This is a genomic window from Flavobacterium sp. NLM (genome assembly GCF_002210235.1).
GTDB lineage: Bacteria > Bacteroidota > Bacteroidia > Flavobacteriales > Flavobacteriaceae > Flavobacterium > Flavobacterium panici.
In genome coordinates, this window is sequence record NZ_LIAC01000025.1 from 21,601 (window position 1) to 48,594 (window position 26,994).

Annotated in this window: 29 protein-coding genes and 1 tRNA gene; 14 read left to right on the forward strand and 16 right to left on the reverse strand. The window is 34.3% G+C overall.

Translation table 11 applies throughout. The features are described 5' to 3' along the window. Positions 1 to 117 precede the first annotated feature (117 nt). The 7 genes from APR43_RS22905 to APR43_RS22935 all read right to left on the reverse strand — a co-directional run bounded on the left by APR43_RS22905 (position 118) and on the right by APR43_RS22935 (position 8,327). A complete protein-coding gene (locus tag APR43_RS22905; RefSeq protein WP_053472830.1) occupies positions 118 to 2,499 on the reverse strand; it encodes a TonB-dependent receptor in 2,382 nt (793 codons plus the stop codon). Between the two features lie 201 nt (positions 2,500 to 2,700). Next, on the reverse strand, positions 2,701 to 3,858 hold the full coding sequence (locus tag APR43_RS22910; protein ID WP_082356445.1) for an MFS transporter: 1,158 nt from the start codon (positions 3,856 to 3,858) through the stop codon (positions 2,701 to 2,703). Between the two features lie 75 nt (positions 3,859 to 3,933). Beyond that, positions 3,934 to 4,785: a helix-turn-helix domain-containing protein gene (locus APR43_RS22915; RefSeq protein ID WP_053472828.1), complete on the reverse strand. Its 852-nt coding sequence runs from the start codon at positions 4,783 to 4,785 to the stop codon at positions 3,934 to 3,936. A 138-nt stretch (positions 4,786 to 4,923) separates the two neighbouring features. Then, positions 4,924 to 5,334, reverse strand: coding sequence for a VOC family protein (locus APR43_RS22920; protein WP_053472827.1), 411 nt, complete (start codon positions 5,332 to 5,334; stop codon positions 4,924 to 4,926). Between the two features lie 162 nt (positions 5,335 to 5,496). Further along, positions 5,497 to 6,363: an aldo/keto reductase gene (locus tag APR43_RS22925; RefSeq protein WP_053472826.1), complete on the reverse strand. Its 867-nt coding sequence runs from the start codon at positions 6,361 to 6,363 to the stop codon at positions 5,497 to 5,499. Between the two features lie 80 nt (positions 6,364 to 6,443). Further along, a complete protein-coding gene (locus tag APR43_RS22930) occupies positions 6,444 to 7,277 on the reverse strand; it encodes a helix-turn-helix domain-containing protein (protein ID WP_053472825.1) in 834 nt (277 codons plus the stop codon). Between the two features lie 81 nt (positions 7,278 to 7,358). Beyond that, positions 7,359 to 8,327, reverse strand: coding sequence for an aldo/keto reductase (locus APR43_RS22935; protein WP_053472824.1), 969 nt, complete (start codon positions 8,325 to 8,327; stop codon positions 7,359 to 7,361). Positions 8,328 to 8,446: 119 nt separating this feature from the next. On the opposite strand from APR43_RS22935, the gene APR43_RS22940 reads away from it, so the two are divergent. The 10 genes from APR43_RS22940 to APR43_RS22985 all read left to right on the forward strand — a co-directional run bounded on the left by APR43_RS22940 (position 8,447) and on the right by APR43_RS22985 (position 16,348). Next, a complete protein-coding gene (locus tag APR43_RS22940; protein ID WP_053472823.1) occupies positions 8,447 to 8,794 on the forward strand; it encodes a winged helix-turn-helix transcriptional regulator in 348 nt (115 codons plus the stop codon). Between the two features lie 67 nt (positions 8,795 to 8,861). Further along, complete coding sequence (locus APR43_RS22945) at positions 8,862 to 9,719, forward strand: AraC family transcriptional regulator (RefSeq protein WP_053472822.1); 858 nt, start codon at positions 8,862 to 8,864, stop codon at positions 9,717 to 9,719. Positions 9,720 to 9,881: 162 nt separating this feature from the next. Next, entirely contained in the window at positions 9,882 to 10,376 is a 495-nt protein-coding gene (locus APR43_RS22950; RefSeq protein WP_053472821.1) for a hypothetical protein, read from the forward strand. A 33-nt stretch (positions 10,377 to 10,409) separates the two neighbouring features. After that, positions 10,410 to 11,408 carry a hypothetical protein gene (locus APR43_RS22955; protein WP_123924560.1) on the forward strand — a complete coding sequence of 333 codons (999 nt, stop codon included), beginning with the start codon at positions 10,410 to 10,412 and terminating at the stop codon, positions 11,406 to 11,408. A gap of 134 nt (positions 11,409 to 11,542) precedes the next feature. Next, a complete protein-coding gene (locus tag APR43_RS22960) occupies positions 11,543 to 11,989 on the forward strand; it encodes an OsmC family peroxiredoxin (RefSeq protein WP_317044749.1) in 447 nt (148 codons plus the stop codon). Positions 11,990 to 12,109: 120 nt separating this feature from the next. Next, positions 12,110 to 12,652 (forward strand): peroxiredoxin, encoded by a 543-nt coding sequence (locus APR43_RS22965; protein WP_088636443.1) that lies wholly within the window; start codon positions 12,110 to 12,112, stop codon positions 12,650 to 12,652. Positions 12,653 to 12,754: 102 nt separating this feature from the next. Continuing rightward, positions 12,755 to 13,204, forward strand: a complete 450-nt coding sequence (locus tag APR43_RS22970; RefSeq protein ID WP_053472819.1) for a thioredoxin family protein — start codon at positions 12,755 to 12,757, stop codon at positions 13,202 to 13,204. 60 nt (positions 13,205 to 13,264) lie between these two features. Then, positions 13,265 to 13,903: a peptide-methionine (S)-S-oxide reductase MsrA gene (msrA, locus tag APR43_RS22975; RefSeq protein ID WP_053472840.1), complete on the forward strand. Its 639-nt coding sequence runs from the start codon at positions 13,265 to 13,267 to the stop codon at positions 13,901 to 13,903. A gap of 8 nt (positions 13,904 to 13,911) precedes the next feature. Continuing rightward, positions 13,912 to 14,436 carry a peptide-methionine (R)-S-oxide reductase MsrB gene (msrB, locus tag APR43_RS22980; RefSeq protein WP_053472818.1) on the forward strand — a complete coding sequence of 175 codons (525 nt, stop codon included), beginning with the start codon at positions 13,912 to 13,914 and terminating at the stop codon, positions 14,434 to 14,436. Position 14,437: 1 nt separating this feature from the next. Next, positions 14,438 to 16,348 carry a protein-disulfide reductase DsbD family protein gene (locus APR43_RS22985; RefSeq protein ID WP_053472817.1) on the forward strand — a complete coding sequence of 637 codons (1,911 nt, stop codon included), beginning with the start codon at positions 14,438 to 14,440 and terminating at the stop codon, positions 16,346 to 16,348. A 112-nt stretch (positions 16,349 to 16,460) separates the two neighbouring features. Here the strand turns inward: APR43_RS22985 and APR43_RS22990 are convergent, their stop codons facing one another. The 4 genes from APR43_RS22990 to APR43_RS23005 all read right to left on the reverse strand — a co-directional run bounded on the left by APR43_RS22990 (position 16,461) and on the right by APR43_RS23005 (position 19,296). Continuing rightward, positions 16,461 to 17,399 (reverse strand): ring-cleaving dioxygenase, encoded by a 939-nt coding sequence (locus APR43_RS22990; protein WP_053472816.1) that lies wholly within the window; start codon positions 17,397 to 17,399, stop codon positions 16,461 to 16,463. Positions 17,400 to 17,702: 303 nt separating this feature from the next. After that, positions 17,703 to 18,053, reverse strand: coding sequence for a hypothetical protein (locus tag APR43_RS22995; RefSeq protein WP_053472815.1), 351 nt, complete (start codon positions 18,051 to 18,053; stop codon positions 17,703 to 17,705). Beyond that, complete coding sequence (locus APR43_RS23000; protein WP_053472814.1) at positions 18,053 to 18,673, reverse strand: alpha/beta hydrolase; 621 nt, start codon at positions 18,671 to 18,673, stop codon at positions 18,053 to 18,055. Before APR43_RS23000 ends, APR43_RS22995 begins: the two co-directional genes overlap by 1 nt. Before the next feature lie 332 nt (positions 18,674 to 19,005). Beyond that, a complete protein-coding gene (locus tag APR43_RS23005) occupies positions 19,006 to 19,296 on the reverse strand; it encodes a GNAT family N-acetyltransferase (RefSeq protein ID WP_053472813.1) in 291 nt (96 codons plus the stop codon). 424 nt (positions 19,297 to 19,720) lie between these two features. Here APR43_RS23005 and APR43_RS23010 point away from each other — a divergent pair, with 424 nt between their 5' ends. Together APR43_RS23010 and APR43_RS23015 are read left to right on the forward strand one after the other, a co-directional pair. Then, on the forward strand, positions 19,721 to 20,491 hold the full coding sequence (locus APR43_RS23010; protein ID WP_053472812.1) for an alpha/beta hydrolase: 771 nt from the start codon (positions 19,721 to 19,723) through the stop codon (positions 20,489 to 20,491). A 38-nt stretch (positions 20,492 to 20,529) separates the two neighbouring features. Further along, the gene (locus APR43_RS23015) at positions 20,530 to 21,351 is read left to right on the forward strand and encodes an alpha/beta fold hydrolase (protein WP_053472811.1); all 822 of its coding nucleotides are present in this window, start codon (positions 20,530 to 20,532) and stop codon (positions 21,349 to 21,351) included. 151 nt (positions 21,352 to 21,502) lie between these two features. On the opposite strand, the gene APR43_RS23020 is transcribed toward APR43_RS23015, so the two are convergent. Next, positions 21,503 to 21,576: transfer RNA gene (locus APR43_RS23020), tRNA-Met, on the reverse strand. A 151-nt stretch (positions 21,577 to 21,727) separates the two neighbouring features. Here APR43_RS23020 and APR43_RS23025 point away from each other — a divergent pair. Both APR43_RS23025 and APR43_RS23030 read left to right on the forward strand, forming a co-directional pair. Continuing rightward, positions 21,728 to 22,120, forward strand: a complete 393-nt coding sequence (locus APR43_RS23025; RefSeq protein WP_026727620.1) for an START-like domain-containing protein — start codon at positions 21,728 to 21,730, stop codon at positions 22,118 to 22,120. Positions 22,121 to 22,174: 54 nt separating this feature from the next. Next, positions 22,175 to 23,011, forward strand: coding sequence for an aminotransferase class IV (locus tag APR43_RS23030; RefSeq protein WP_053472810.1), 837 nt, complete (start codon positions 22,175 to 22,177; stop codon positions 23,009 to 23,011). On the opposite strand, the gene APR43_RS23035 is transcribed toward APR43_RS23030, so the two are convergent. The 4 genes from APR43_RS23035 to APR43_RS23050 all read right to left on the reverse strand — a co-directional run bounded on the left by APR43_RS23035 (position 23,008) and on the right by APR43_RS23050 (position 26,993). Then, positions 23,008 to 23,568: a YqgE/AlgH family protein gene (locus APR43_RS23035; protein WP_053472839.1), complete on the reverse strand. Its 561-nt coding sequence runs from the start codon at positions 23,566 to 23,568 to the stop codon at positions 23,008 to 23,010. The two genes, APR43_RS23030 and APR43_RS23035, sit on opposite strands and share 4 nt — an antisense overlap. A 129-nt stretch (positions 23,569 to 23,697) precedes the next feature. Continuing rightward, a complete protein-coding gene (locus APR43_RS23040) occupies positions 23,698 to 23,970 on the reverse strand; it encodes an HU family DNA-binding protein (RefSeq protein WP_012022249.1) in 273 nt (90 codons plus the stop codon). Between the two features lie 180 nt (positions 23,971 to 24,150). Continuing rightward, positions 24,151 to 25,098, reverse strand: a complete 948-nt coding sequence (gene fmt / locus APR43_RS23045; protein ID WP_053472809.1) for a methionyl-tRNA formyltransferase — start codon at positions 25,096 to 25,098, stop codon at positions 24,151 to 24,153. Further along, positions 25,098 to 26,993 (reverse strand): ATP-dependent DNA helicase RecQ, encoded by a 1,896-nt coding sequence (locus APR43_RS23050; protein ID WP_053472808.1) that lies wholly within the window; start codon positions 26,991 to 26,993, stop codon positions 25,098 to 25,100. The genes fmt and APR43_RS23050 overlap by 1 nt, the downstream gene beginning before the upstream one ends. Position 26,994 lies beyond the last annotated feature (1 nt).

Below are 26,994 nucleotides of genomic sequence, written 5' to 3' on the forward strand. Positions count from 1 at the left end.
CGATGCTAAACCGAGCCACAAATGTATTTGTTTTATTATCTTTTTAAAACCTTTGGTCATAACTTATTATAAAAGCCAAATGTAAATAATATCAGTCGAAATAAAGAACTGAAAATCTTAGAATTTAAAGGTAATATTTCCGGTAACCCTCGTTGGATTTTGAGCAGCTAAACGGTATGACCAGTATTTCTCGTTGGTTAAGTTATCCACTTTTAAACCTAATCTGTATTTTGGTCTGTCATAGAAAACAGAAGCATCTAAAACTGTGTATTCAGGGATTTGGAATTTAAAAGCAGCCGTATTAGTCTGGAAATATTTGCTTCCGTAAATTCCTCCAACACCAAATCCAAGACCAGATGCAGCACCTTGTGTTAATCTGTAACTTGCCCAAAGATTGGCAGTTGTTGGCGAACCTGCAGTTGTTGGTCGTAATCCGTTTGTACTAGGATTTGATTTTGATAATCTACTGTCGTTATACGTGTAACCAGCCACAATATTTAAACCTTTAATAGGGTTTGCAATAAGTTCAGCTTCAAAGCCTTTACTTAACTGTGTACCATCCTGAATTTGAAAATTAGCATGATCCGGATCATTACGGGTAATGTTAGTTACTTCAATATTATAATAACTCAAAGTAGCACTAATTTTACTAAAGTCGAATTTAAATCCTCCTTCTAACTGATTCGCATGGTTTGGTTTAAAAACATCTCCGTTAAAATCAGAACCGCCAACATTATTAAATCCGTTCATGTAATTTGAGAATACAGAAATTTTATCTTTAACAATTTGATAAACTGCTCCAAATCTTGGAGAAAATGCGGTTTGGTTGTAATTCCCTGTAGTGGTGTTAGTAGCCGGATAATACAATCCTTTATTAATATAACGGTCAGCTCTAAGACCAGCCATTACAATTAATCGATCAGTAATATTCAATACATCAGATATATATGCGCTGTATGTTCTTTCGTTGTTAGATGTATAATTTGTGTAAGTAGCTGCCGCAAATAATGGCTTTATTTTATCGATAGTAAAGTTATTATAAGCATCTCCCGGTGTTCTAAAATTGACAGCCGGCATATTTACCGTTGCATCATTACGCGTTGCACGTACGCTGTAGAAATCTAAACCTGCTACAACTCTGTTACGTAAGTTTCCAATTTTGAAATCACCATTAAAGTTTTGCTGAATATCTGTACCGTAATAAGGAAAATCCTGATTTGTAACTTGTTGTCTTAATGTTTCGTTACTCATAGCTGTCAACGCTACAGTATATCCTTCTGATGATGATCTTGTACGCGAAATAATTGTTTGTGACGTCCATTCCTCTGATATTTGATATTTTAACTGTGCAAATATATTATACTGCTGAGCGGTGTAATTTACAGTATTGTTAGCAAATGAAAGTTTATAAGGAATTTCCATTTCTTCAATGCTGTGTGCAGTAGCACCAGCTCCGGTAAAAGGAGCTAATCTCATTGGTGAAACTCCTTTTGATGCACTAAACTCAGCATCAATAAGTAAAGTAAGTCTTTCGTTTACCTGATAAGAAAAACTTGGAGCAATAAAAAAGCTTTTATTAAAACCTGCATCCTGAAAACTTCTTTCACTATGTAAAGCTGTATTAATTCTGAAAAGAGCAGTTTTATCATCATTAATCGGGGTATTGATATCGGCTGTAAAACGATTTAAATCCCAATCACCTGCAGAATACGATACTTCACCTTTAAAGAAATCAAAAGGTTTTTTTGTTACCCTGTTAAACAAACCTCCAAAAGATGAAATTGTACTTCCAAACAATGTTGCCGATGGTCCTTTGATAACTTCAATACGCTCTAAGTTAGAAGGATCAATTGAATTATAAGTAAAACTTCCAACTCCGTTTCTTACTAACTGAGGTGTTACAAATCCTCTCGAAATATTAGTTGATCTTCCCTGGTTTCTAACCTCAGAAATACCTGCACCAGGAATGTTTTTAAAAGCACTATTATAATCCGTGATTACTTGTTCTTTCATAAGTTCTTTACTTACAATGCTGTAAACCTGCGGATTTTCCATGTTTTTAAGTTTCATTTTAGAAACCTCTTCACTTTCTTTTCTTGCAAATCGGTTTCCTCCAGAACTTACAATAACTTCCTCTAATTTTTGTGAAGTATAAGCAAGTTCAAAATCAAGAGTTGGATTTGCATTATTTTGATCGACTAAAACAGAAGCCGGAGCAGACTCATAACCGTTTAGTTTTATTTCAACTAAATACGTTCCAAAAGGAATATTTTTTAGTAGATAAGTACCATCAGAATCTGTTGTGGTAGTTTTATTTAATTCTGAAATTTTTACCACAGCACCTTGTAAAGGATTTCCGTCTTTCAGAATTGCTTTACCTGAAATAGTTCCCAAAGCTGACTGGGAAAAAGCAGCTTCTGAACAAAAAAATACGATCAGGAATGCTAGAAACACTTTAGTTAAAACATTATTTTTAAGTGTTTTAGATGTTGTTTTCATGTGAAATTTTGTAATTTATTCTTATTTAGACTGATTACAAATATATAAATAGAAGTATAAATTCATATAGCAGGATTAAAATTTTCTTAAAATAATATTAAAAATATTTAGTGGAAAAAATCAGAATTGATAGTTTAAAATCTATAAAAGAAAAAACCTCATTTTATAATGAGCTTTTAATTTTTAAAAGCAAAAAAAGCATTACTGTTTTTTATAAAATAAAGTTGCTATTGCAAGAAGCGAACTGATTCCTCCAAAGAAATAAACAGACTGATAGTTATAGAAACCTGCAATAAGTCCCGCTGCCGGTCCGGCCAAGGCAAGTGAAAGATCAAAAAAAGCGGCGTAAGCGCCTAAAGCAGTTCCGCGCATTTGTGGCACTACTTTTTTAATTGCCAGTACGCCCAGTGATGGAAATATTAATGAAAATCCTATTCCGGTAAGAGAACAGCCTGCCAAAGCAATCAGTTTAGAAGGAGCAAATCCAATCAAAAACTGACCTGTGATTTCGATAACCAAAGATACTAGTGCCACTTTATAACCGCCAAATTTATCAGGGAAAGAAGAAAAAAGAACTCTTGTCAATATATAAAAGAATCCAAATGCCATGAAAGCCAATGACGGATTTCCCCAGTTTTTATCTAAAAACAACAGCGCAATAAATGATGATATACAGGCAAACCCAATCGCTGAAAATGCCAATGCCAGTCCTTGTTGTGAAATAAGCCCCACAACTTTGTAAAACGGAGATCTAACAAGAGAAAGATCTACAGGTAAAGAAGGCAGTTTAAGTGTAAAAAGCCAGCTCGCAGCAGAAAGCACACAGATTAAAATAAATACGATCGTTATGCCATAAGTACTTTTAAGCCATAAAGCCGCCGGAGCGCCAATTGCGATTCCTGCATACATGGCAATTCCGTTCCACGTCATCACTTTTCCCGATTGCTGTATTCCTGCCAGACCTATTCCCCAAGATAGAGCGCCAGTTATAGCAAGACTTTCAGAAGTTCCGTGTACAATTCTGGCTATTATCAATAAAATTATAGCAGCGAGAACATTATTAGAAAATAGAGAAGCTGTTATATAAATAACTCCTGAAATAATCATAAGTAGTATTCCCAGATGATTACTGTTTTTAGCTCCTTTTGTATCTGTTATTTTTCCGGAATATGCCCTTGTAAACAAAGTCGCAAATGACTGGAGTCCGATAACTGCGCCCACAATAAAATTGCTGAGGTTTAAATTTGTTTTTATAAAACCGGGCAATATGCCCAGAGTCATGCCAATAGTTAAGTAAATAGCAAACACCGATAGAATTATTGGTGTGATCATTTTAGTAAAATTGTTGGTTTGTACCATTGTAGATTTTTTATAATTATACAACGGCAAAGGTAGACGGGAAGGGCAGTGCAGGGCATAGCCGATTAATGGCTGTTATTGGACAATTAATGGTTTTGAATTTCTGAATTCAAGAGCAGTCATACCAGTATTCTTTTTAAAGAAGCGTGAAAAGTATTGATAATCTTCATAGCCTAACTCGTAAGCGATTTGTTTAACATCGAGTGTGGTGTAATAGAGCATGCGCTTGGCCTCGAGTAAAATTTCCTGATTGATCCAGTAACTTGCCGGAAAGCCCGTGATTTGTTTTGCAATTTCGTTAAGGTAAAGTGGTGAAATATTTAAAAGTGATGCATATTCCTGAACCTGTTTTACTTTTGTTTTGTTCTCGGCTATCAGCTGTTTAAATCTAACGACACTATTATATTTTTGCCCTTCCGGACGAATTATGGAATTTTGTGAATCTAAAATTTTTGAAGCTACCAAACCAGCAAGAGTTTCTATCATTGATCTTACGACAGAATCAAACAAGGGTTGATGCGTTTGTTCAAGCATTAATGCTAATAACGGAAGTATTTTAAAAACCATTTCACCACTCGTTACCGATGCAGATTGTTTTGCATTTAAATAGGTAATGAAAATGTCTCGATATTGAAGCGGAACTAAATCATTGTCTGCAAATACCAACCAGCCTTTGCATTGTTTTGCTTCAAGATAGCGATGCACTTGTCCGGGTGCTACGAAACCAACAGAGGGGCCAATCTGGGTTATTTCTTTAAAATCAAGTTCCCAAAGAAAATTTCCATTTTGCAGGATAACAAACATATAATGATCGTCCCTGTGTGCAGTATGGAGATATTCCCGAAGATTATCAAAGGAAGCAATATCGATACCCGGAGCGTTTAGCTCATCTTTATGTATTTCTATAGTTTCTTTTTTAGTCGGCATAATTCACCCAAAATTTTTATAAAACTACAAAATAATTCATATGCGGAAACTCAATTATAATCCTGATTCAGATTTCAACTGAAATCTGAATCAGGAAATACTATTTAAAACCAAACTGAATTTCTTCGATAGTTAGAGTTAATTTTGAGCGTTAAATTTTGCAATAGCTTCTGCTGTGACCGGCGTAAATAAATTGACAAGATTACCATCTGGATCACGAAATAAGAATGATTTATTTCCCCACGGCATTGTGGTAGGCTTTTGAACGATATTATTTTGAAGATAATTTTCTAATCTAATATAATCTTGTTCTACATCTTCTGATTTAAATTCTATAATCACACTGCTGTTTTGAGCTGGTTTTGCGACCTCATCACCGCCAAAGAAAAGTAAAGTTTTGGTACTTCCAATAGCTAATGTTGTGGTAGGTGTTTTAACCTCGGCAAAATCTGGAGTATAATGTACGGCGGTTATCCCCGTAACCTGCTCATAAAATTTTACTAGTTCTTCTAAACGGGCAGTAATAATGCGAATTGATACTAAATTCATATCTTATTTTTTTAAAGTTATAAGACAAAAGTAATTTCATGTTATGACAGCTGTTTGTCAGTAGACTTGAGTTTTTTTCGTATTTATTCTGAATAAAACAGTAAATAATAAGGATGAATAAAAACTCATCCTTATTGTATAAACTTTATTTATCAAAGAAAATTAAATGCTTTGTTGATCCGTTAAAGCGTTCAATTCCAGTATATCATTCTGATCAAGTGAAATTTCTTTCGCCCTGATGTTTTCTTCCAAATGATGTAGATTGGCTGTTCCAGGAATAAGCAGAATATTATCAGCGTGATGAAGCAGCCAGCTTAGTGCAAGCTGTCGCATAGTGACATTTTTACGATCGGCGATTTTTTGCAATTGCTCAGTCAAAGGCGTCATTCCGCCTCCAATAGGAAACCAAGGTATAAAAGCAATGCCCTGAGATTTACAATATTCTAATACAGGTTCCCACTGACGTTCTAATACACTGTATCGATTTTGTACCGAAACAACTTTGAAATATTTTTGTGCTTCTTTAATTTCATCAACCGATACTTCTGATAAACCAATATGCCTGATTTTTCCTTGTTCCTGAGCTTTAGCCAAAAATTCAAAACTTATTGGAGCAGGAACTTTAGGATCGATTCTATGCAGTTGGTATAGATCAATACGTTCCAGTTTCAACCTGCGCAGACTTCCGTCAAGTGCATCCTGAAGATGCTGCGGGCTGGCGTCGTTATTTATATCTGCCCACGGGCCAAAACGAACCAATCCGCCTTTAGTTCCAATAATCAGTTCTTGCTTATACGGGTGCAAAGCCTCGGTTATCAATTCTTCCGAAATGAAAGGGCCATATTGATCGGCAGTATCGATAAAATTCACTCCTAATTCTACAGCACGTTGGAGTACTTTGATAGAATTTTGTGGATCCTGCGGCATACCAAATAAATCAGGTGAGGTAATACGCATTGCTCCGTATCCCATTCGATTAATATTCAGGTCGCCGCCCAGCAAAAATGTAGATTTAATAGATGTGTCCATAATTTGATTTTTTATAGATACAAAGCTATTGAGGTATCTTGAATTTTAGTAAAGACTTTTCAAAGCATTATTTATACTTTTCAAATCTTTTTTCTAAAATCAGAAGGAGTAGTTCCTGCATATTTTTTAAAAAACCTCGTAAAGTAACTTTGATATTCAAAACCAAGACCAAAAGTGATTTCGGCTACACTATAATTCGTATAGCTTAGCAGTGACTTAGCTTCAGCAAATAAAAGTTCGTTGATATGTGCCGTTGTCGATTTACCGGTAGCCTTTCTTACCGCAGTATTGAGATGGTTAACATGTACTGAAAGACAGCTGGCAAAATCTGATGCAGTTTTCAATTTAATAGTCTGTAGAGGTAAATCAACAGGAAATTGTTTTCGGAGTAAACCAAAAAATGAAGCTACAATTCTCGAAGTGCCTTTATCAGCTCTGTCCTTCGTATTTCGCATTTTTAAAGCCTCATGAAATATTAAATTGAGATGACTGCGGAAAAGATTGTCTTTGTCATCATATTGAATATCAGAGTCTGCTCGAATACGCTTAAATAAAACAGATAAAAATTCTAGTTCCTCGTTATCCGGAAAATAAACAGGCGATGACTGTTCATTAAATAATTGGCTGGCTAATCCGTTGAGCTGTGCACTGGAATTAATAAACTTGTCATCAAATACACAAAAATATCCTTCTGTTTCGATTTCACGTTCTGGCACCACCCATGAATGAGGTACAAGCGGATTAAGCAGTACTAACGCAGGTTTGTCTACTTCTATAGGAGAAAGGTTCCCGTAATACAATTGGCATGGCGGCCAGCCTGTTGTTACCAGACTAATTTTATAGAAATCCCTGCGATTATAAGATTCCAGTGTACATTTATTTTCTCCAATCGCTGCTACCAGAAACTGACTCATATTTTATTTAGATATATCTTAATCATTTACAAATTTATACAATTCAATTATAATGAATAAGTTCTATGCCAAATTTTTAGATTAGTAATTCTTACTTCTCACGCTTGCCAGTAGATCATGCGGATATCCCAAAGTAATAGCACTCAGTTTGTCTAATTGTTGAATATGTTCGGTTGTTAATTCTATAGAAGAAGCTTTAAGTCCATCATTAAAATGCTCAATGGTACGCGCGCCTAATATTGGAAAAGCGCTTTTAGATTTTACCCAGGCAAAAGCCACTTGTCCGGGTGTTGAATCAATTTCTTCTGCAATAATAAAAAGTTGATCCAGTATTGCTTTTGATTTTTCATCTTCGTGGTAATCAGAAGTGCCAAGAGTTATTCGCCCTGTTTCTCCTTTTCTGTATTTTCCCGTTAATGTTCCGCCTGCTAAAGGTGAATACATCATAGTTCCTAAGCCAAATTGCTCTGCCATTGGTATAAATTCACGATCTGCAGTACGCTGTAATAGATTATATTCGATTTGTACAGCAGTCAGTTTGGTTAAAGCAGCTATTGCAGAAACCTTCCATGCAGGAAAATTAGTTAAACCAGTATAAAGCACTTTTCCACTTTTTACCAAATCTTCTAAACCTCTAATAATTTCGTCAAGCGGAGTAACGCCATCATCAAAATGCGGCATATAAATATCGATATAATCTGTTTTTAAGCGTTTCAGACTAGATTCTACAGCTTGTTTCATTGCTTTGCGATGATTTCCAAAATTGCTGATTTTAGGCGCAGCTTCATTACTTTGCGTGTATTTTGTACAAATGATAAAATTGCTGCGCTGGTGTTCTATAAATTTCCCAATCAGTTCTTCCGATTCTCCAAGTTGGTATCGGTCAGAAGTATCTATAAAATTCCCACCCGCATCTGCATAAGCCGTTAATATTTTATGAACTTCTTCTGGATTTGTTCCGTGTCCTTTGCGTGTTCCAAAACTCGCTGCGCCCAATATAATTTCGCTGGAATATAATCCCGTTCCTGTGCCGAATAATTTATATTTCATGATTTTTTTATTTTTTGTAAAATTACAGACTGCTTTTAAATCAGTCAAGTACGGCTAAATTTAGCCGTATAAGATTTATCATTTTTATATTTTACCTTTGATACCCAATTCGATTAATTATGTACAAAAAGAAGATTCCGGTAAATTTAGACTGTGGACTGCATTTGTTTATGGAGGTAATTCAGGGCAAGTGGAAAATCGCTTTAATCTGGTGTATTCATTCGGGTATAAAACGTCCCGGAGAACTCCAGCGCAAAATATCAAAAGCATCCAGAAGACTTCTTGATAACCAGTTAAGCGAACTTGTTAATCATGGTATTTTAACCAAAATTACATATGAAGAACGTCCTTTAAAGGTCGAATATGAGCTGACTTCTTTAGGGAAATCACTCATACCCGCAATTGAATACACAGCGCAGTGGGGCGAAGACCATCGTGAAGAATTAGAAAAATTAATTCAATCATAATAATACAAATCAAAAAGAGTTTGTAACTGATATTTAAATATTAGTTTAAAGAAGAAAATAAAAAGTTATGATAAACGACTATAAAAAACACGATCTATACGGCAAAACACTAATTCAAAAAATTGAATTAACGCCACCGTTTAATTTTGATTTTCCGGTTACGGAGCAGGCTTGTTTTTTATACGTGAAAGGAGGAGACGTTGAATATCAAATCGATGATGAACAAATAAGTGTTGCCACAAATTATTCGTTATTATTGAATTGTATAAATTCCGGGAAACAAATACACAATTCAAAGTCAAACAGTAATTGTGAAATTGTAATTGTTACGTTTTATCCGGAGATATTAAAAAAAATATACGACAGAGAACTTCCGTTATTGCTTCAAAAACCTAAGAACGTAATATCAAATAAATCAAGTGAAAAAATAAACAACGATTTTCTAATTCAGAAGTACATTGAAGGATTATTGTTTTATTTTGAAAATCCTTCTTTAATCAACGAAGATATTTTGGTTTTGAAAGTAAAGGAGATTATACTTTTGCTTTCTCAAACACAAAATTCAGAATCCATACAACTCATATTATCACAGCTTTTTTCTCCTACAACTTATACTTTCAAACAAATTATAGAAGCAAATCTGTTTTCACAACTCACAATTGAAGAACTGGCGCAGCAAAATAATTTAAGTGTTTCGTCATTCAAACGTGAATTTGCAAAAATATTCCACGATACACCAGCCAATTATATTAAAGTTAAAAAACTGGAGAAAGCTGCCGAATTACTGCAAGTTTCAGATCAGCGTATTACAGAAATAGCTTTTGACTGCGGTTTTAATGACTTGGCAAATTTCACCAAAAGTTTCACGAGCAAATACAACGTCAGCCCAACAAATTACCGCCAAAAACTAAATAACAAAGAGTAATTGTAAAACTCATTTTTATACTATTTAAGCATCTTTCATTTAGTTGAAGGATGCTTTTTTTGTGAACCAAATTGCCAAATAGTTGGACTAATTGACAAAACCATTCTCCTTGATCTATCGGAAGTTTGCTGTGTATTTTCAAACAAATTTAAATCATAAAAAATGGGATTATCAAGCTTAGGAATTTTTCACACAATTATAGGTGTTGCCGCAATTGTAGCGGCAGTAGTAGATTTTATCAAATACGGTAAAATCAATTTGAACACATTATCCGGTAAAATATATTTTTACGGAACAGTCGTAACCTCACTAACCTCGTTAGGAATCTCCAAACATGGCGGATTTAATCCGGGTCATGTCTTTGCTATTTTTATTATCGTTCTGGTATTAGCAGCCTATTTTCTGAATTCAAAAAGAAAAAACAGCGGAAGAGCTCGTTATTTTGAAAATTTCTGGCTGTCATTTAGTTTTTTTCTGTCACTTGTTCCAACCGTTAATGAAACTTTTACCAGAGTTCCGCTTGGGCATCCGCTGGCTAAGGATATTAAAGATCCTGTAATTGGGAATACGCTTCTTGTTTTATTACTGCTCTTTATTGCCGGTTCAATATTCCAGTTTAGAAAACAGAAGTTTATCAATAAAACAACAGGACTTTAAATCAGGAAACATACTATTTTAAATAACAAAGCCATGAAAATAAAAGCCTTTTTCATTTATATATTACTTTTCTCGTGCGCATTACAAGCACAAAACATGGTCAGTATGTCATCTGTACATCCTGCGGCAGACACCACAAGTGCAGGAAAAAGAGAGCTGGCAATTCGCTATCCGGCATTGAGACAGTTTGGTGTTTCTGCCAGCAGTTTTGGTTACAGTGATTTTGATTCAAAACTGGATGATCAAGATTTTGCAAACGGAAAAATAAAGACCGAACGTATCACCACTTTTTTCAATTCTCCGGCAATTCAATGGAGTGGAAATTCTCTTTCGGCAACGGTTTTTTATACGTATACCGCCATCGAACTTAAAGATATAACCAATCTTTCTGATTCTCAATTAATGCCTTTAACATCGAATAGAAATACGATAGATGTTGCGGTAAATTATTCCAGATCTGACCGTATTTTTAATCATCCCATTATATATTCATTGATAGCCAGAGGTATTTCTGATAATTTGAATTCTGTAAAGCGTTTTAATTTTAATGGAAGTTTCACGCTGCCCATAAAGAAAACAGAAAACTCTTCATTTTCTGTCGGACTTTTGGTGCTGATCGATCCTTCTTCGCCAATTCCGGTAGAACCCATTATAAATTATTATCATAAGTTCCTTTCGTCAGGATTGGAACTTATTGTAGATATTCCAACAGGAATTAATCTTAAAAAAGAAGTGGCAAGAAATGCCTGGGTTATTCTCGGTTCCAACCAAAGTTCGTTCAGTACTTTTTATAATCGTCGTAATAATCTGCTCGATGGTAAAGTAAGTTACAATACAATTGAACTAAAAAGCGGTGCAGCATTCGAATATCTTTTTGCTAAAAATATTATGTTAAGCGTGGGAGGCGGTATCAACAATTATTTCTCTTCCAGATTATTTAAAGATGGCGAACATTACAGCAATGCTTCTTTTACGAGTGATAATACAAGTGCGGGTTATGTAAATGCCGGAATTTCTCTATTGTCTTTCTAACAAACAAAATAGCTGATAACAAAAGTCCTAAACTGAAAAGATTTAGGGCTTTTTTTTTGGACTAAATCGCCAAATAATTGGGCTTATTGACAAAATCCTTCTCTTAAGTATAACGCAATTTTGTAGTGTCAATAATGACAATCAAATTAAACAATAATAAAGTAATGAAACGTACAGCAAAAGCACAATGGACAGGAAGTGCAAAAGAAGGAAAAGGGGAATTAACAACTCAAAGCGGAATTTTAAACCAAACAAACTACAGTTTTAGAACTCGTTTTACAGGAGATGAAAAAGGTACAAATCCCGAAGAATTATTAGCGGCGGCACACGCAGGCTGTTTTACAATGGCAGTAAGTTTTGCCTTGACAGAAAAAGGCTTAACACCAACATTATTAAATACCGAAGCGACTTTAACAATGGAAGGTTTTGCTATTTCAGGAATTCATCTTTCGATTACAGGAAGTGTACCGGGAATTAGTGAAGAAGAATTTACAGCCGTAACAAAAGCAGCAGAACAGAATTGCTTAATATCAAAAGCTTTAAGTGTTCAGATTACTTCTGATGCGCAGCTTTTCGCTTAAATAAAATAATTTTTAAGCTGAACTAAATTACCAAATAATTGACCTTAATCGCAAAAGCATACTCTTTTTTGTATTGCAATTTTACAAGGTCAATAATGACACAATTTAAAATTTAAAATCATGATAACATCAAAAAAAATGAAAGGAATTGTAATGATGATAATTGCAGTTCTTTGTCTAACAGCTTCGAATATCTACGCACAGGAAACATTAAAAAAAGGAGATAAAGCTCCGGGATTTACTCTAAAAAATCAAGATGGCAAAGATTTTAAACTGGCAGATCATTTGGGAAAACAAAACATAGTGGTTTTTTTCTATCCAATGGATCAGAGCCCGGTTTGTACTGCCGAAGTATGCGCTTTTAGAGATGCTTACGCAAAATACAAAGACGCTAACGCTCTCGTTATTGGGATAAACAACGGCACAGTTGAAAGTCATAAAGCATTTCAATCTAAAGAAAAACTTCCTTTTGATTTGTTAAGCGATCCGGATAATAAAGTATTGAAATTGTTTGGAGTAAAAGAAGAAAATTTAGGCACTATGATCCTGAGCGGACGTGAAACGTTTGTGATTGGAAAAGATGGTGTTATTGCTTACAGCTTCAGAGATTTTATGAAAGGTGAAGATCATTCTAAAGAAGTACTCTCTTATCTTAAAAAATAATAACATTTCTTATTTTTTAAAGTGTCCGCTATTAAGCATCGCTGTTTCAAGGTTACTGACGGCATCGGTGCGAGGAGCGGCTAATCGTAAAATTTTATTCAAATGAAAAATTTAAAAAACGGTTCTGGTCTGTTATCATTTTGTTTTCTTCTTTTTTCAATATTTATTTCTTTGAATGCGGAGGCTCAGAAGAAAACAGGAAATGAAATAAATTTTGTTCCGAAGAATTATCAGCAAGCACTTACTATGGCTAAAGCAAGGCATAAAAATATTTTTGTAGATGCATACGCAGTATGGTGTGCGCCTTGTAAACAACTCCAAAAAACTACATTCAAAGATCAAAAGGCAGCTGCTTATTTCAATAAAAATTATATCAATTTCAGTATTGATGTAGAAAAAGAAGAAGGAACTACACTAGCCAAAACATGGGGAATTGAAGGTCTGCCGACACTTTTAATTTTGGATCAAAACGGAAAAATAATTGCTAATCATATTGGATATGTTGATGGAGCAGGATTGCTTGAATTTGCAAAAGAAGCCTCGGCTCAATAATCTAAGCTTTTGATTGAATCAGAAGATTTCAGATTTCTATCTGAATTAATAATAAAATTTATGAAAAAACACGTTCTGGCAATTTATGTCCTGATATTTTCCTCGCTTTCAGGATTTGCATTTCACACTTTTAAAAGTTCACGCAGTTCAACTCAAACAACAGCAGTTCAAACCGAAACGGCAACATTTGCTACAGGCTGTTTCTGGTGCGGAGAAGCTAAATTTTCACAGCTCAAAGGCGTATTAAAAGTTACGCCTGGTTATACCGGAGGTCTTACTGAAAATCCCAGTTATGAAGAAGTTTGTACCGGAACAACCGGACACGCTGAGGCTTTTTCTATTGTTTATGATCCGTCTTTAATTTCATATGATGAATTACTGGAAGCTTTTTTTCTTTCACATGACCCAACGCAGTTGAATCGTCAAGGCAATGATGTTGGTACACAATACCGTTCGGCGATTTTTTATCATAATGAAACTCAGAAACAAAGAGCCAAATATTGTATTGCGCAGCTTAGAGAGAAAAAAATCTACGAACGCAATATCGTGACCGAGGTAACACCTTTCACTAAATTTTATAATGCCGAAAGTTACCATCAGGAATATTATAAAAAGCATCCTAATCAGGGGTATTGCCGATATGTAATTCAGCCGGAACTGGAAAAATTCAGGGAAATATTTAAAAAGAAAATCAAATAGTGATCACTATGAAAAATATAGTATTAAGCTGTATAGCAGTTTTATTGACTGCCAGCGGTTATGCTCAAAATATGAAATCAGATAAAGGACATGAAAACAATCCTTACTATTCAACAACTGACACCTCAAAATTGACGGTTTCTGATGCCGAATGGAAAAAGGTATTACCGATTGATTTATATCTGGTGGCAAGAGAAAAAAATACCGAAAGACCTTTTACAGGAAAATATTGGAAAAGCAGCACTAAAGGAACTTATTATTGTGCAGCCTGCGGTAACGTACTTTTTAAATCTGATGCCAAATTCGCCAGCAGCTGCGGATGGCCGAGTTTTTATGAACCTCTTAGAAAAAACAGCGTTCGTTATCACGATGATAGCTCACACGGAATGAGTCGTACAGAAGTTCTTTGCGGACGATGCGATGCGCACTTGGGACATATTTTTGATGATGGTCCGGCGCCTACTTACAAACGATTCTGTATGAATTCTGTTTCGTTGGATTTTGAACCAGAAGGAGAATCAAAAAATAAATAATATGTATCAAAAATTTAAGGGTATTCTTGGAATACTTTTCATTTTGTTTTTTATAAATGTAAACGCGCAGATTCAGGAAAATCCTGTAAAATGGAAATCAAGCATTGAACAAGGTTCTGGCGATACTTTACATTTAAAATTTTCGGCTGTAATTAAAAAAGGCTGGCACATCAACAGCCAGTTTAATAAAATACAGGATGGTCCGCTTCCTACATCTTTTCATTTTGAAGAATCAGACCAATATGTTCTTGCAGGCCGAGTAATGGAACCCAAACCTCTCAACCGAATAGAGAAGGAGTTTAAGAATCAGACTTTGTATTATTTTGAAAATGAAGTCACTTTTATACAAAAGATAATTCCAAAAGTAAAAGGGAGCATAAAAATTAAAGGAACTTTTACTTATATGTCGTGTGGAAGTACGATGTGCCTTCCGCCGGAAACCGAAGAAATTAATTTAAAATACTTGCCTAAACAAAGTGCAGAAAATGCGCATTATGTACCGCCTGTAAAAGAAGCTAATTTATGGTGGATATTTCTGGGAGGATTTCTAGGCGGATTTTTAGCAATATTAACGCCTTGTGTGTTTTCTATGATTCCGCTTACGGTTAGTTATTTTACCAAAAACGGAGGAATAAAACGAGCCATTATTTATGCCGCATCCATTGTTGCAATATATGTTACACTTGGTTTAACTGTTACGCTGACTTTAGGACCAGATGCGCTGAATGCTTTGGCAAGTAACGGTATCGTAAATTTTATTTTCTTTTTGATTTTTGTTGTCTTTGCCATCTCATTTTTAGGTGCTTTTGAAATAACACTTCCAAGCAGCTGGCTTAACAAATCTGATGAAATGGCTGATAAAGGCGGATTGATCGGAATATTTTTTATGGCTTTCACATTGGCATTGGTTTCGTTTTCCTGCACAGGGCCAATTATAGGAAATCTTTTGGTTGAAGCTGCAATCAGCGGAAATATTGTTGGGCCAGCAATAGGAATGTTTGGGTTTTCATTTGCGCTGTCCATTCCGTTTCTGCTTTTTGCTGCTTTTCCGAGTATGCTTAAAAAACTGCCAAAATCGGGAAGCTGGCTTGGAAAGGTAAAAGTAATATTAGGCTTTTTAGAACTGGCTTTGGCGCTAAAATTTCTCTCAACTTTCGATCTTGTTTACGGATTAGGAATATTGAAGCGTGAACTTTTTATAGCCATTTGGATTGTTATTTTTACCTTATTTGGATTTTACATGCTGGGCAAGCTAAAGTTTGATGAATACGAAAACAATGCAAAAGTTTCAATTAGTGGTTTTGTATCTTCTATTTTGATATTCAGTTTTGTCGTTTATTTGATACCGGGGCTGTGGGGCGCCCCTTTGAAATTAGCCAGCGGATTTTTACCGCCGTCTTTTTACAAAGAATGGAATCAAAATAATGTTGCTTCTGTTTCTTCCAATGCAGAGAATGTGAAAGAAAAACACTCGCAGCCCTGTCCGCAAAATCTTAACTGTTTTCATGATTATGAAGAAGGACTGTCTTATGCGAAAAAAGTAAATAAACCTATCATACTTGATTTTACGGGTTGGAGTTGTGTGAACTGCCGCAAGATGGAAGATAATGTATGGAGTGATAAAGAAGTATGGGAAAAACTCAACAACAATTATGTATTGATTTCTCTTTATGTAGATGATACAACAGTACTTCCGGAAAAGGAGCAGTTTATTTCAAAAACTACCGGGAAAAAGATCAAAACAATTGGGAATAAATGGAGTAATTTTCAAACTGAAAAGTTCCAAACTAATTCACAGCCGTATTATGCTTTGATGGATACAAACGGAAATATGCTTTCTAAACCAGCAGCATACGAACCCGATGTCAAAAAATATGCAGCATTTTTGCAAAAAGGGATTGAGAATTTTTAAGTTATTTTGATAATACTTAATTGAGAAATTAATCTTTCAATTTAGACCAATAAAAAACCCTTAAACAGAAATGTTTAAGGGTTTTGATTTTTAGTTTATTCTAAAAGTATCATTAATTAATTTTAACCAAATGATTTTCAATAGCAGCTCTTTGAGACTCGTATTGAGCAGGAAGTTTTAAGTTTTTGCCTAATTCTTCTAAGCTTTCATCTACAGTAAATCCGGGATTATCTGTAGCAATTTCAAATAAAACGCCTCCCGGTTCTCTAAAATATAAAGAATGGAAATATTGTCTGTCGATCTGCGGTGTAATTGACAATCCGTAAGCTTCGATTTTTTCACGGAAGTGCATTAAAATTTCATCATTTTTTACTCGGAAAGCCACGTGGTGAACAGTTCCATTTGCGTTTAAACCGCGTTTTTCATCAGCCAATTCTACCAAGTCAACAATTGCAGCATTTTCTACAGCATCTGTAGCATAACGGTAACGGTTTACATCCTGATCGATTAATTTGTAACCAAATATTTCCGTTAAAATTGCAGCAGTTGGTTTAATGTCGTTTAAAGTCAAAGTAATGTTATGAAAACCTTTTGTAGCCACATCTGCTTTTACCTCATCCGTTTCCCAGGCTTTTCTGTTATCGTCTGTTTTAGATTCGATTAATTCTAATTTTAAACCATCCGGATCTAAGAAAGTAAGATATTTTTCTCCGAATTTTTCAGCTGGTTTATTATAAATTACATTGTATTGCTCGAAACGTTTCTGCCAAAAATCCAAGCTTCCTTTTGGAACAGAATATCCAATTTCTGTAGCCATTCCAGAACCTTTTCTTCCTTGCTGAATTCCTTCTCCCCAAGGGAAAAAAGTTAAGATTGTTCCGGCACTTCCCACTTCGTCACCAAAGTAAAAGTGATATGTTCCCGGATCATCAAAATTTACTGTTTTTTTAATAAAACGTAATCCTAAAATATTAGAGTAAAAATTGAAGTTTCTTTTTGCGTCACCTGCTATTGCAGTTATATGGTGTAAGCCTAAAATTTTATTTTCCATGGTATTATACTATTAAATTGTTATTGATTTCTTATACAAATTTACCTCCATTATCGCTCTGGATCGATTAACCTAGATTAAGAAATAAAAGCCTCTTTTATCATTTGTAAATTAATAACCAAATAACATTCCAAGTGTGTTATTTGTTTGTTTACTAGTGTTTTACTTGTGTTGTGGTTTTTTGTTTTTACGATATATCGTAATTTTATAAATGAAGCTGTTTTATTTAGAAAATCGATAAAAAATATAGTGAGGTTATTTCTTAGATTTCATAAATAAAAAAGCCGACAGAATGCCGGCAGTTTATAATTTTATAAATATTGATTTTCGAAGTTTGGGCTCCATATTTTTTGTTTTGTGTCCTTTTCCTGTAGTGTCTTCAACCAAGAGAATAGATCCTGTTTCAAATTTTCTTTTTTCTCCTAAAGAAGTTTCGATTTCTACACCGCCTTCCAATAAAACAATATATTGACGGTCTGGCGCATTGTGAAAATCATAGTCATAAGAAGGTTTGACTTCCCTAAAAACGATTGATTTTACAGGCTCATCATCAGATAAAAAACCAATATCGCCATTGTTTTTCAACGGAACTTCGAAGTCTTCAAAATGACTTTCGCCGTTGGTATCGCTGTAAACTCGCGTTATCGTAATCATTATTTTTTGTTGAAAATTAATGCATTTGCACAATCTACTTCGTCCTGACTTATGGTATGTCCCATATTTGGATAGATTTTTTTAGTAACGTCTGCGCCTAATTTTTGAAGAAGTGCTTCAGATTCATTTACTCTTTCAACAGGAACATGAAAATCAGGATCACTTGTTCCAATGAAAATTGGTGTATTCTCGAAATTTCCGGCATAATGATTCTCATATACTTTATCGCCAATAAGTCCGCCTGTAAAAGCGACAACGCCTCCGTATTTTGCAGCATTTCGGGCTGTAAATTCTAAAGCAAGACAAGCGCCCTGAGAAAATCCAAGAAAATAAATGTTCTCTTTTTCGATTCCGTTTTGCTGAATCGCCACCACAACCTGATGAATAGCTTCTAGTGATTTTGAAAAAGAAGGTTCATTTTCATTAAGTGGAGCCAAAAAAGAATACGGATACCAGGTTCTGTTTTCAGCCTGAGGCGCTACCAATGCAAAGTCATCAACTTTAAGATGTTTTGCAATTGAAAGAATATCATGAGCACTTGCACCACGTCCATGAATCATGATCAAAGCTTTTTTAGCTTCGTTTAAAGGAATACCATCGGTTAAAATTTCTGTATTCATAATGTTATATTTTTAAAATTATGAGGCTGATTAAAGTAAATTTTTTAGCCACAGATTATAAAGATTAGCACAGTTTGTTTGCCGCGAATTTCACAAATTTTCACGAATGTATTAAGCATATTTGAATTTGTGAAAATTTGTGAAATTCGTGGCAAAAAAACTATAAGGATTTGCTATTGTTTTAACACATAGATACATAGAATTTTAGTTTCTAAAAAGGTAAATAAAAGAAACTAGTTTCTAACACATAGAAGCTATGTGTATTTAAACAAGTGAAACGCCTTTTAAACGCAATAAAAAGCTATGTTTCTATGTGTTTAATAATTTAGAAATTATTTTTTCCAGATATCCTGATATTCATCCGGATGTCTTGTGAATTGCGCATGAACGTATGGACAAAGCGGTAAAACCATTAAATTATTGGTACGAACATAAGAGACCATTTCTTCTAAAAGTTTTTTGGCATAGCCTTTTCCTTCGGCTTCTGGTTCAACTCCTGTATGATAAACAGTCAATAAATCCGGTTTAATACTTACCGTCATTTCACCTTGTTTTTTGCCATCAACATAAAGATTAAAAGCGCCATGTTTTTTCTCGTCTAATTCTAGTTTTATCGTTTCCATATTGTTCTAGTTATAATTTGATGTTGTTAATTTCTTTTACAAACTTAGGCAATAAACACAAATCTGCTGATTAACCTAGATTAAGAAAAATTTCACTTCTCAGATTTAAAATAGATTCTATTTGTGTACTATTTATATTTCACTATCGGTGAATTCTTTTAGCGAAATATAGTTATTAGAATAATTTTTTCAAAGTACATTTATTTGATTATCAATAAATTAGTAAATTAGCATAGTGCTTGCTTTATCTGTTTCCATGATTAGATATAGGAAAGAAATCAGAATACTTGTAAAGTATTTGAAATCTTAATAAAATGATTGAAATCTGATCTTTAATAAGTGCCTTGCCCAGATTATACTGCTAATTTAGAAGTAAGGTACGTCATATTTTATAAACCTCAATTACTCATTAAATATAAATCTTATGACAAAATCAAAATCTATTATTCTGATACATGGAAACTTTGTAAACCAAACAAGTTGGGAAAAGTGGAAGGACCGATACGAACAAAAAGGCTATACCGTTTACACTCCGGCTAATCCCGGACACGATGGAATTCCTTCTGACTTAAGAAAACAAGTTCATCCAGATCTTACCAAAACAGGTTTTATAGATGTGGTTGATAATATTATTAAACTAATTGAAACCCTTCCCGAAAAACCATTAATAATTGGACATTCAATGGCCGGAATGGCGGCGATGAAATTATTAGAATTAGGTAAAGCAGCTACGGCAGTAAGTATTGATGGTGCTCCTCCAAAAAATGTATTTCCTCCTTTTGCAACATTAAAATCAGTTATACCGGCATTTGGTTTCTTTTCCTCCCAAAAATATTTTATGGGCAGCCGCGAATGGTATGACAAATGTTTTTTCAACACACTTCCTGAAAGAGACAGAGCAAATGCTTTTGAAAGTTTTGCCGTTCCGGAAAGTTATAAAGTAAGCCGTGAACTGGTATTGAATTCTTTTTCTAATATTGATTTCAGCAAACCTCATAATCCTATTTTATTTATTGGAGGCGGCAGTGATGCAATTTTTCCTTCATCACTTACAACCACTCTGGCCAGAAAATATAAAGACAGTAACAGCAAGGTTGATCTGAAGATTTTTCAGGGTAAAAGCCATTTTATATGTGGCGAGCCAGGCTGGGAAGCTGTAGCAGATTATATTTTAGAGTGGTACGAACAATTATAAACTTCGAAAATGCATACTAACAATTAAAACATAATACAATGAGCAAGATTACAGTAAAAGACGGAACAGAGATTTATTATAAAGATTGGGGTACTGGTACGCCTATTTTTTTTCATCATGGCTGGCCTTTATCAGCAGATGACTGGGATGCGCAAATGCTATTTTTCTTAGATAAGGGATTTAGGGTAATTGCACATGACAGAAGAGGACACGGAAGATCTACACAAACGTATTCCGGAAATGAAATGGATACTTACGCAGCAGACGTTGCAGAACTTACGGAGTTTTTAGATTTAAAAGATGCTATACATATCGGACACTCTACAGGTGGAGGTGAAGCGATTCATTATGCCGCAAAATATGGTAAAAACCGTGTGTCAAAAGTAATACTTATTAGCGCGGTGACGCCGTATATGATCAAAAATGAAGGAAATCCAGACGGAGTGCCTATAGAAGTTTTTGATGATATTCGTTTTAACACAGCCAATAACAGACAGCAGTTTTATCACGATATTACTTTTCCGTTTTATGGATATAATAGAGAAGGAGCAGATATTAAAAAAGGAATTCAGGATAATTGGTGGCGTCAGGGAATGAACGGCGGAATTAAAGCACATTATGACTGTATAAAAGCATTTTCTGAAACAGATTTTACCGAAGATCTAAAAAGTGTTGATTTTCCCGTACTTATATTGCATGGCGAAGATGATCAGATTGTGCCTTATAATGTAACTGCACTAAGAGCGATTAAACTGGTAAAAAACGGAAAAATAATTACTTATCCGGGACTATGCCACGGAATACCAACAACAGATGCTGACAGAGTGAATGCAGATATTCTTGATTTTATTAAAGCTTAAGTATTTTATTTAAAAAATTTCTATCTGAAAGAAGGAAAGATCTACAGATTTACAAATACAAATAAAGCAACGGCAGTAATAGGAGAGGAATAAGAATGTAATTCAAATAAAAAACCCTTAAACATTTCTGTTTAAGGGTTTTGCCTTTTTGTAGCGAGGACGGGAGTTGAACCCGTGACCTCAGGGTTATGAATCCTGCGCTCTAACCAACTGAGCTACCTCGCCTGGACTGCTATCATTGAATTCCTGATTGCGGGTGCAAAGATAGAAATAATATTAAAGCTTACAAGAATAAAATGAAGAAAAAAAAATATTTTTAAAAACGCATTGTTTTTGGACATATATTCTTATATTTCGAAAAAATTAAAAGTAGCACATGGATTCAAAAATACGTTACGAAATCGAGTTTCCGATCAATTCTTCGCCACAATTATTGTATCAATATATATCAACTCCGTCAGGATTATCAGAATGGTTTGCTGACAATGTTAATTCAAGAGGTGAATTTTTTACTTTCATCTGGAACGATTCGCAGGAAAAAGCACGTCTTGCATCTAAAAAAACTGGTGAAAAAGTAAAGTTTAAATGGGTTGATGAAAGCAGTAAGGATACTGAATACTTTTTTGAACTCCATATTTTAGTTGATGAATTAACTAAGGATGTATCATTAATGGTAGTCGATTTTGCAGAAAAAGAAGAAGTAGGTGAAGCTAAACAATTGTGGGAGAATCAAATCTCAGACCTAAAACATCTTATAGGATCTGTTTAGTAAAAGTCTATTTTATGCCTTATATTTGCCCTGAACAAAATTCAGGGTTTTTTTATGATCAATTTTAACGGAAACATTGCACAAGAAGAAAATATTCTAACTCAAAATCGTGCCTTTTTATACGGAGACGGCGTTTTTGAAACAGTAAAAATAATCAACAATAAAATCTTGTTTCTCGAAGATCATTATTTCAGGTTAATGGCTTCGATGCGTGTTGTTAGAATGGAAATCCCGATGAATTTTACAATGGAATATTTTGAAGAGCAGATTTTAAATCTTGTGCAGCAAAAAAATATTGCTTCATCGGCCAGAGCCAGAATAACTGTTTTTAGAAACGATGGAGGTTTGTATCTGCCAAAAACAAATGAAGTTTCTTTTTTAATTCATGCAACGTTGCTTGATAATACTTTATATGCTTTAAATACGGCCGAATACGAAGTTGATTTGTATAAAGACTTCTATATAACAAAACAATTATTATCGTCGATTAAAACGATTAATAAAATGATTAATGTTACCGGAAGTATTTTTGCCCATGAAAACGGACTGGCAAATTGTATTTTACTAAACGACACTAAAAATGTTGTTGAAGCTTTGCAGGGAAATTTATTTATGGTTTCGGGCAAAAAACTAATTACACCTCCAATTTCTGAAGGATGTTTAAACGGAATTATGCGTAAGCAGATTTTAGCTTTAGCGAAGAAAGTAGAAGGCATAGAAGTATTAGAAGAAATAATTTCGCCGTTTGATCTTCAAAAAGCAGACGAATTATTTCTAACAAATGTAATCATAGGAATACAACCGATAAGCAAATACCGAAAAAAAGAGTTTACAAGTAATCTGGCTCATTTATTAGTACAGAAACTAAATGAATCCATATCCGAAAATTAATTCAGATATGGGTTTTCAGGTGCATTTGACCAAATAACGTAATCACCGCCAAGTTCAATAATCTGCTCTTTCCAGAAATGGGTAGTAGATTTTCCAATAATTTTGTTTTTGTAATTATTGTCAGCAATGATCCAGGAGTTTCCCTGCATTTCGTTTTCAAGCTGATTTTCGTCCCAACCGGTATAACCTAAGAAAAAACGAATATTGTTCTTATTGATCGATCCGTCGTTAATTAAGTCTTTGGTTGATTCAAAATCTCCACCCCAATAAATTCCGTTAGAAATCTCGACACTATTCGGGATCAAGTCAGGAATATTATGAATGAAGTACAGATTGTCTTGTTCAACTGGGCCTCCGTTATATATTTTAAAGCTGGCTTCAATTTCAGGTATTAAATCATTAATAGTGTATTTTAATGGTTTATTAATGATAAAACCTATTGATCCTTCTTTGTTATGGTCTGCTAATAAAATTACCGATCTGTTAAAAGATAAATCTCCAATTATTGAAGGCTCGGCAATAAGCAGGTGTCCTTTTTTTAATTTTTCTGAAATCATACGGCTACAATTTTTATTAAATTTAATCATAAATTTTTTAAATTCACAAAAAAAATCGTTAAACCGCACAAAAAAACCCTCCATAAGGAGGGTCTTAATTATATTATTTAGTTTAGAGAACTTTCTTACTTAGTTCACTGCACCTTCTAATTCAGCTCCAGCTTTGAATTTTACTACATTTTTTGCAGCAATTTTGATAGTTTTTCCTGTTTGAGGATTTCTACCGTCTCTAGCAGCTCTCGCAGATACTGACCAAGATCCGAAACCTACTAATGAAATTCTTCCGCCTTTTTTCAAAGTAGTTCCTACGTTTCCTAAAAATGACTCTAAAGCTAATTTAGCCGCAGCTTTTGTAATTCCTGCATCAGCAGCGATAGCATCGATTAATTCTGATTTGTTCATAATAATTAGTTATTAATTGTTGGTTAAAAAAAATTGTTAATACACAAATTTAGTAGGAAATCCGTTGCGTGCAAGTGTTTTCTTTAATTTTAGCAATAATTGTTGATAACTTGTTTTTTTTGTTCATAAAGCGTGTTGTTCATCGATCAAAAACAGGTAGAAACCCCTGTTTTACTGACCTTAATAGACCTTTGCGCTATCAGAAAAAGTTATCCCATTTAACAATTCTGCTACTTGCATTCGTTTCTTACCAGGTAATTGCAGACTTAATAACTGAATAAAGCCCTCTTTTATTGCAATTTTGATTTCTTTTTTATTACTAATTAAAGTTCCAGCTTCATAAGAATGCGGCTCTAAAATCAGTTTGGCTTCATATATCTTTATATTTAATTCCTCATTTTTATCTTTCAAAAAACACCATGCTGCAGGATAAGGACTTAAGCCGCGAATTAGATTATTGATTTCATCTCCGGGTTTTGTCCAGTCAATTTTACAATTCTCCTTATTTAGTTTATAAGCTGTTTTGATATCGTTATTATCTTCCTGAATTGTAGTAGTAACATTTCCGTTTTCAATCACCTTTAAAGTATCAATAACAGTTGTACTTCCTAAATGCATTAATCGGTCGTGAAGTTGTCCGGCATTTTCTGTTGGTTCAATCGCGATTTCCGAATTCAAGATCATCGCTCCGGTATCGATTTTGTCATCGATAAAAAATGTTGTAACTCCGGTTTTGGTTTCTCCATTAATAATAGCCCAGTTTATAGGGGCAGCACCACGATAATTTGGTAATAAAGAAGCATGAAGATTAAATGTTCCTAAACCTGGCATTTCCCAAACTACTTTTGGTAACATTCTAAAAGCAACAACAATCTGTAAATTGGCATTCAAAGCTTTTAACTCAGCTAAAAAACTTTCATCTTTTAAATTGGTTGGCTGTAATAAAGTAAGATTGTTTTCCAGTGCATATTCCTTAACAGCCGAATATTTTATTTTTTGTCCGCGTCCAGCAGGTTTGTCTGCCGCTGTAATAACGCCAACAACTTCGTAATTGTTTTTAATAATGGTATCCAGAATGCCAACTGCAAATTCCGGAGTTCCCATAAATATAATTCGTAATTTTTCCATTATGATTTTAAAGCGTATTTATTATTGGCTAAAATAATGATATGATTGTTTTCCAGTAATTCCTGAAGAACTACAATAACATCTTTAGCATCTAATTTTATTTGATTCTGAATTTCGCGCGAAGTTAGTGCAGTTGCTTTTAATAAGTGAAGAATTTTATCAGCAATTGAATCCGCTTCGGTAATTTTTCCTTTTTGAGTAATACAGAAAGAACAAACGCCGCAATTCGATTTAGTTTCTTCTCCAAAATAATCCAAAACTAATCTGTTCTTGCATGTTTTGTCTTCCTTTATATAATAGAGAACACTTGAAAGCTGATCTCGTTTTAGTTTGTTCTGTTTTTCCAGATATTTAGCAACTCTGTTTATGGTTAAATCATCTTCGCGGACTTCATTAAATAAAATCGTTGCGTCATTGTTTTTCGATTTGTATTCAATGATATCTTTCTCTTTCAATTTTTCTAAAAGATCTGTAACCTGTTCTTCGGTATGATTTGATTTTTTAGCAATCAGCGAAAGATTAAGAGGTGTTTTCATTTCATGAATTCCCGGATACGTTCTTAAAATCGCCAGAATGATTTCTTCGTCATTTGGATTCAGGCTCATGTATCGAAGTACTTCTTTTGATTCGATTAAAAACTGCATGGAAACTTTTTCTGAAAATTCCTGAGACATTGTGATGATTCCCTGTTGATTCAAAAACTGCAAAGCATTATAGGTTTTTAAAGTTGGGAAGTCGTATTTATGACAAAAATGATTCATTTTAAAAGAATACGAATCGTCTAAACCTTCGCCATAAGCAATTTGAAAGTAATTACACAATTTAATGTACATCGTTTTCAGGAACGTTTTGTCAGGAAGAACACTTATAAACTGCTGTTCTGTTTGATTTGCATCTGAATTATTAAATAATAAAACCGAAAATGATTTTTCGCCATTTCGTCCTGCTCTTCCGGATTCCTGATAATAATTCTCTATGTTTTCGGGCAATTGGGTATGAATAACTGTTTTAACATTATCCTTGTCGATTCCCATTCCAAACGCATTGGTGGCTACAATAACCTGCGCCTGTTCGGACATCCACAATTGCATATTTCTATCTTTTTCCTGAGCCGAAAGTCCGCCGTGATAATACGTTGCTCTAAATCCCAACGATTGCAATTGCGTTGACATATTTAAACAAGATTTTCTGTTTCGGACATATATAATACATGGCTGCGGATTTTTCTTCAAAATCTGCTCCACGCGATACAATTTGTCTTCCACTTCAAAAACCATGTACGCAATATTCTTTCTTTCAAAAGACTGCTGAAAAAGTTTGGTATCTTTTAATCCCAATTCGGTTTTAATATCTTCAACAACTCGTGGAGTTGCAGTTGCGGTTAAAGCCAAAAACGGAATTTTAGGAAAGTATTTTTTAAGTTCTGAAATTTTTAAATAAGCCGGTCTAAAATCGTGGCCCCATTGCGAAACACAATGCGCTTCGTCAATAGCAATTAAATTTATAGGAAGATTTTTAATGCGTTCTAAAATCCAGTCAGACTGTAGACGCTCCGGAGAAAGATAAAGGAATTTATAATTTCCGAATTGGCAGTTGTCCAGTAAATCAATAATTTCTTCCGTATGAATTCCGCCAGTTAGCGCAATTGCTTTAATTTCTCTTTTTTGAAGATTCGCTACCTGATCTTTCATCAGTGCAATTAAAGGAGAAACTACCAGACAAATTCCTTCTTGCATCATCGCCGGAACCTGAAAACAAATCGATTTTCCGCCTCCGGTTGGCAGCAGTGCAAAAGTATCTTGCCCTTCTAAAACCGAATCAATAATTTCTTTTTGCAACGGTCGGAAACTTTGGTGTTTCCAGTATTTTAAAAGAATTTCCTGTGCGTCCTGCATG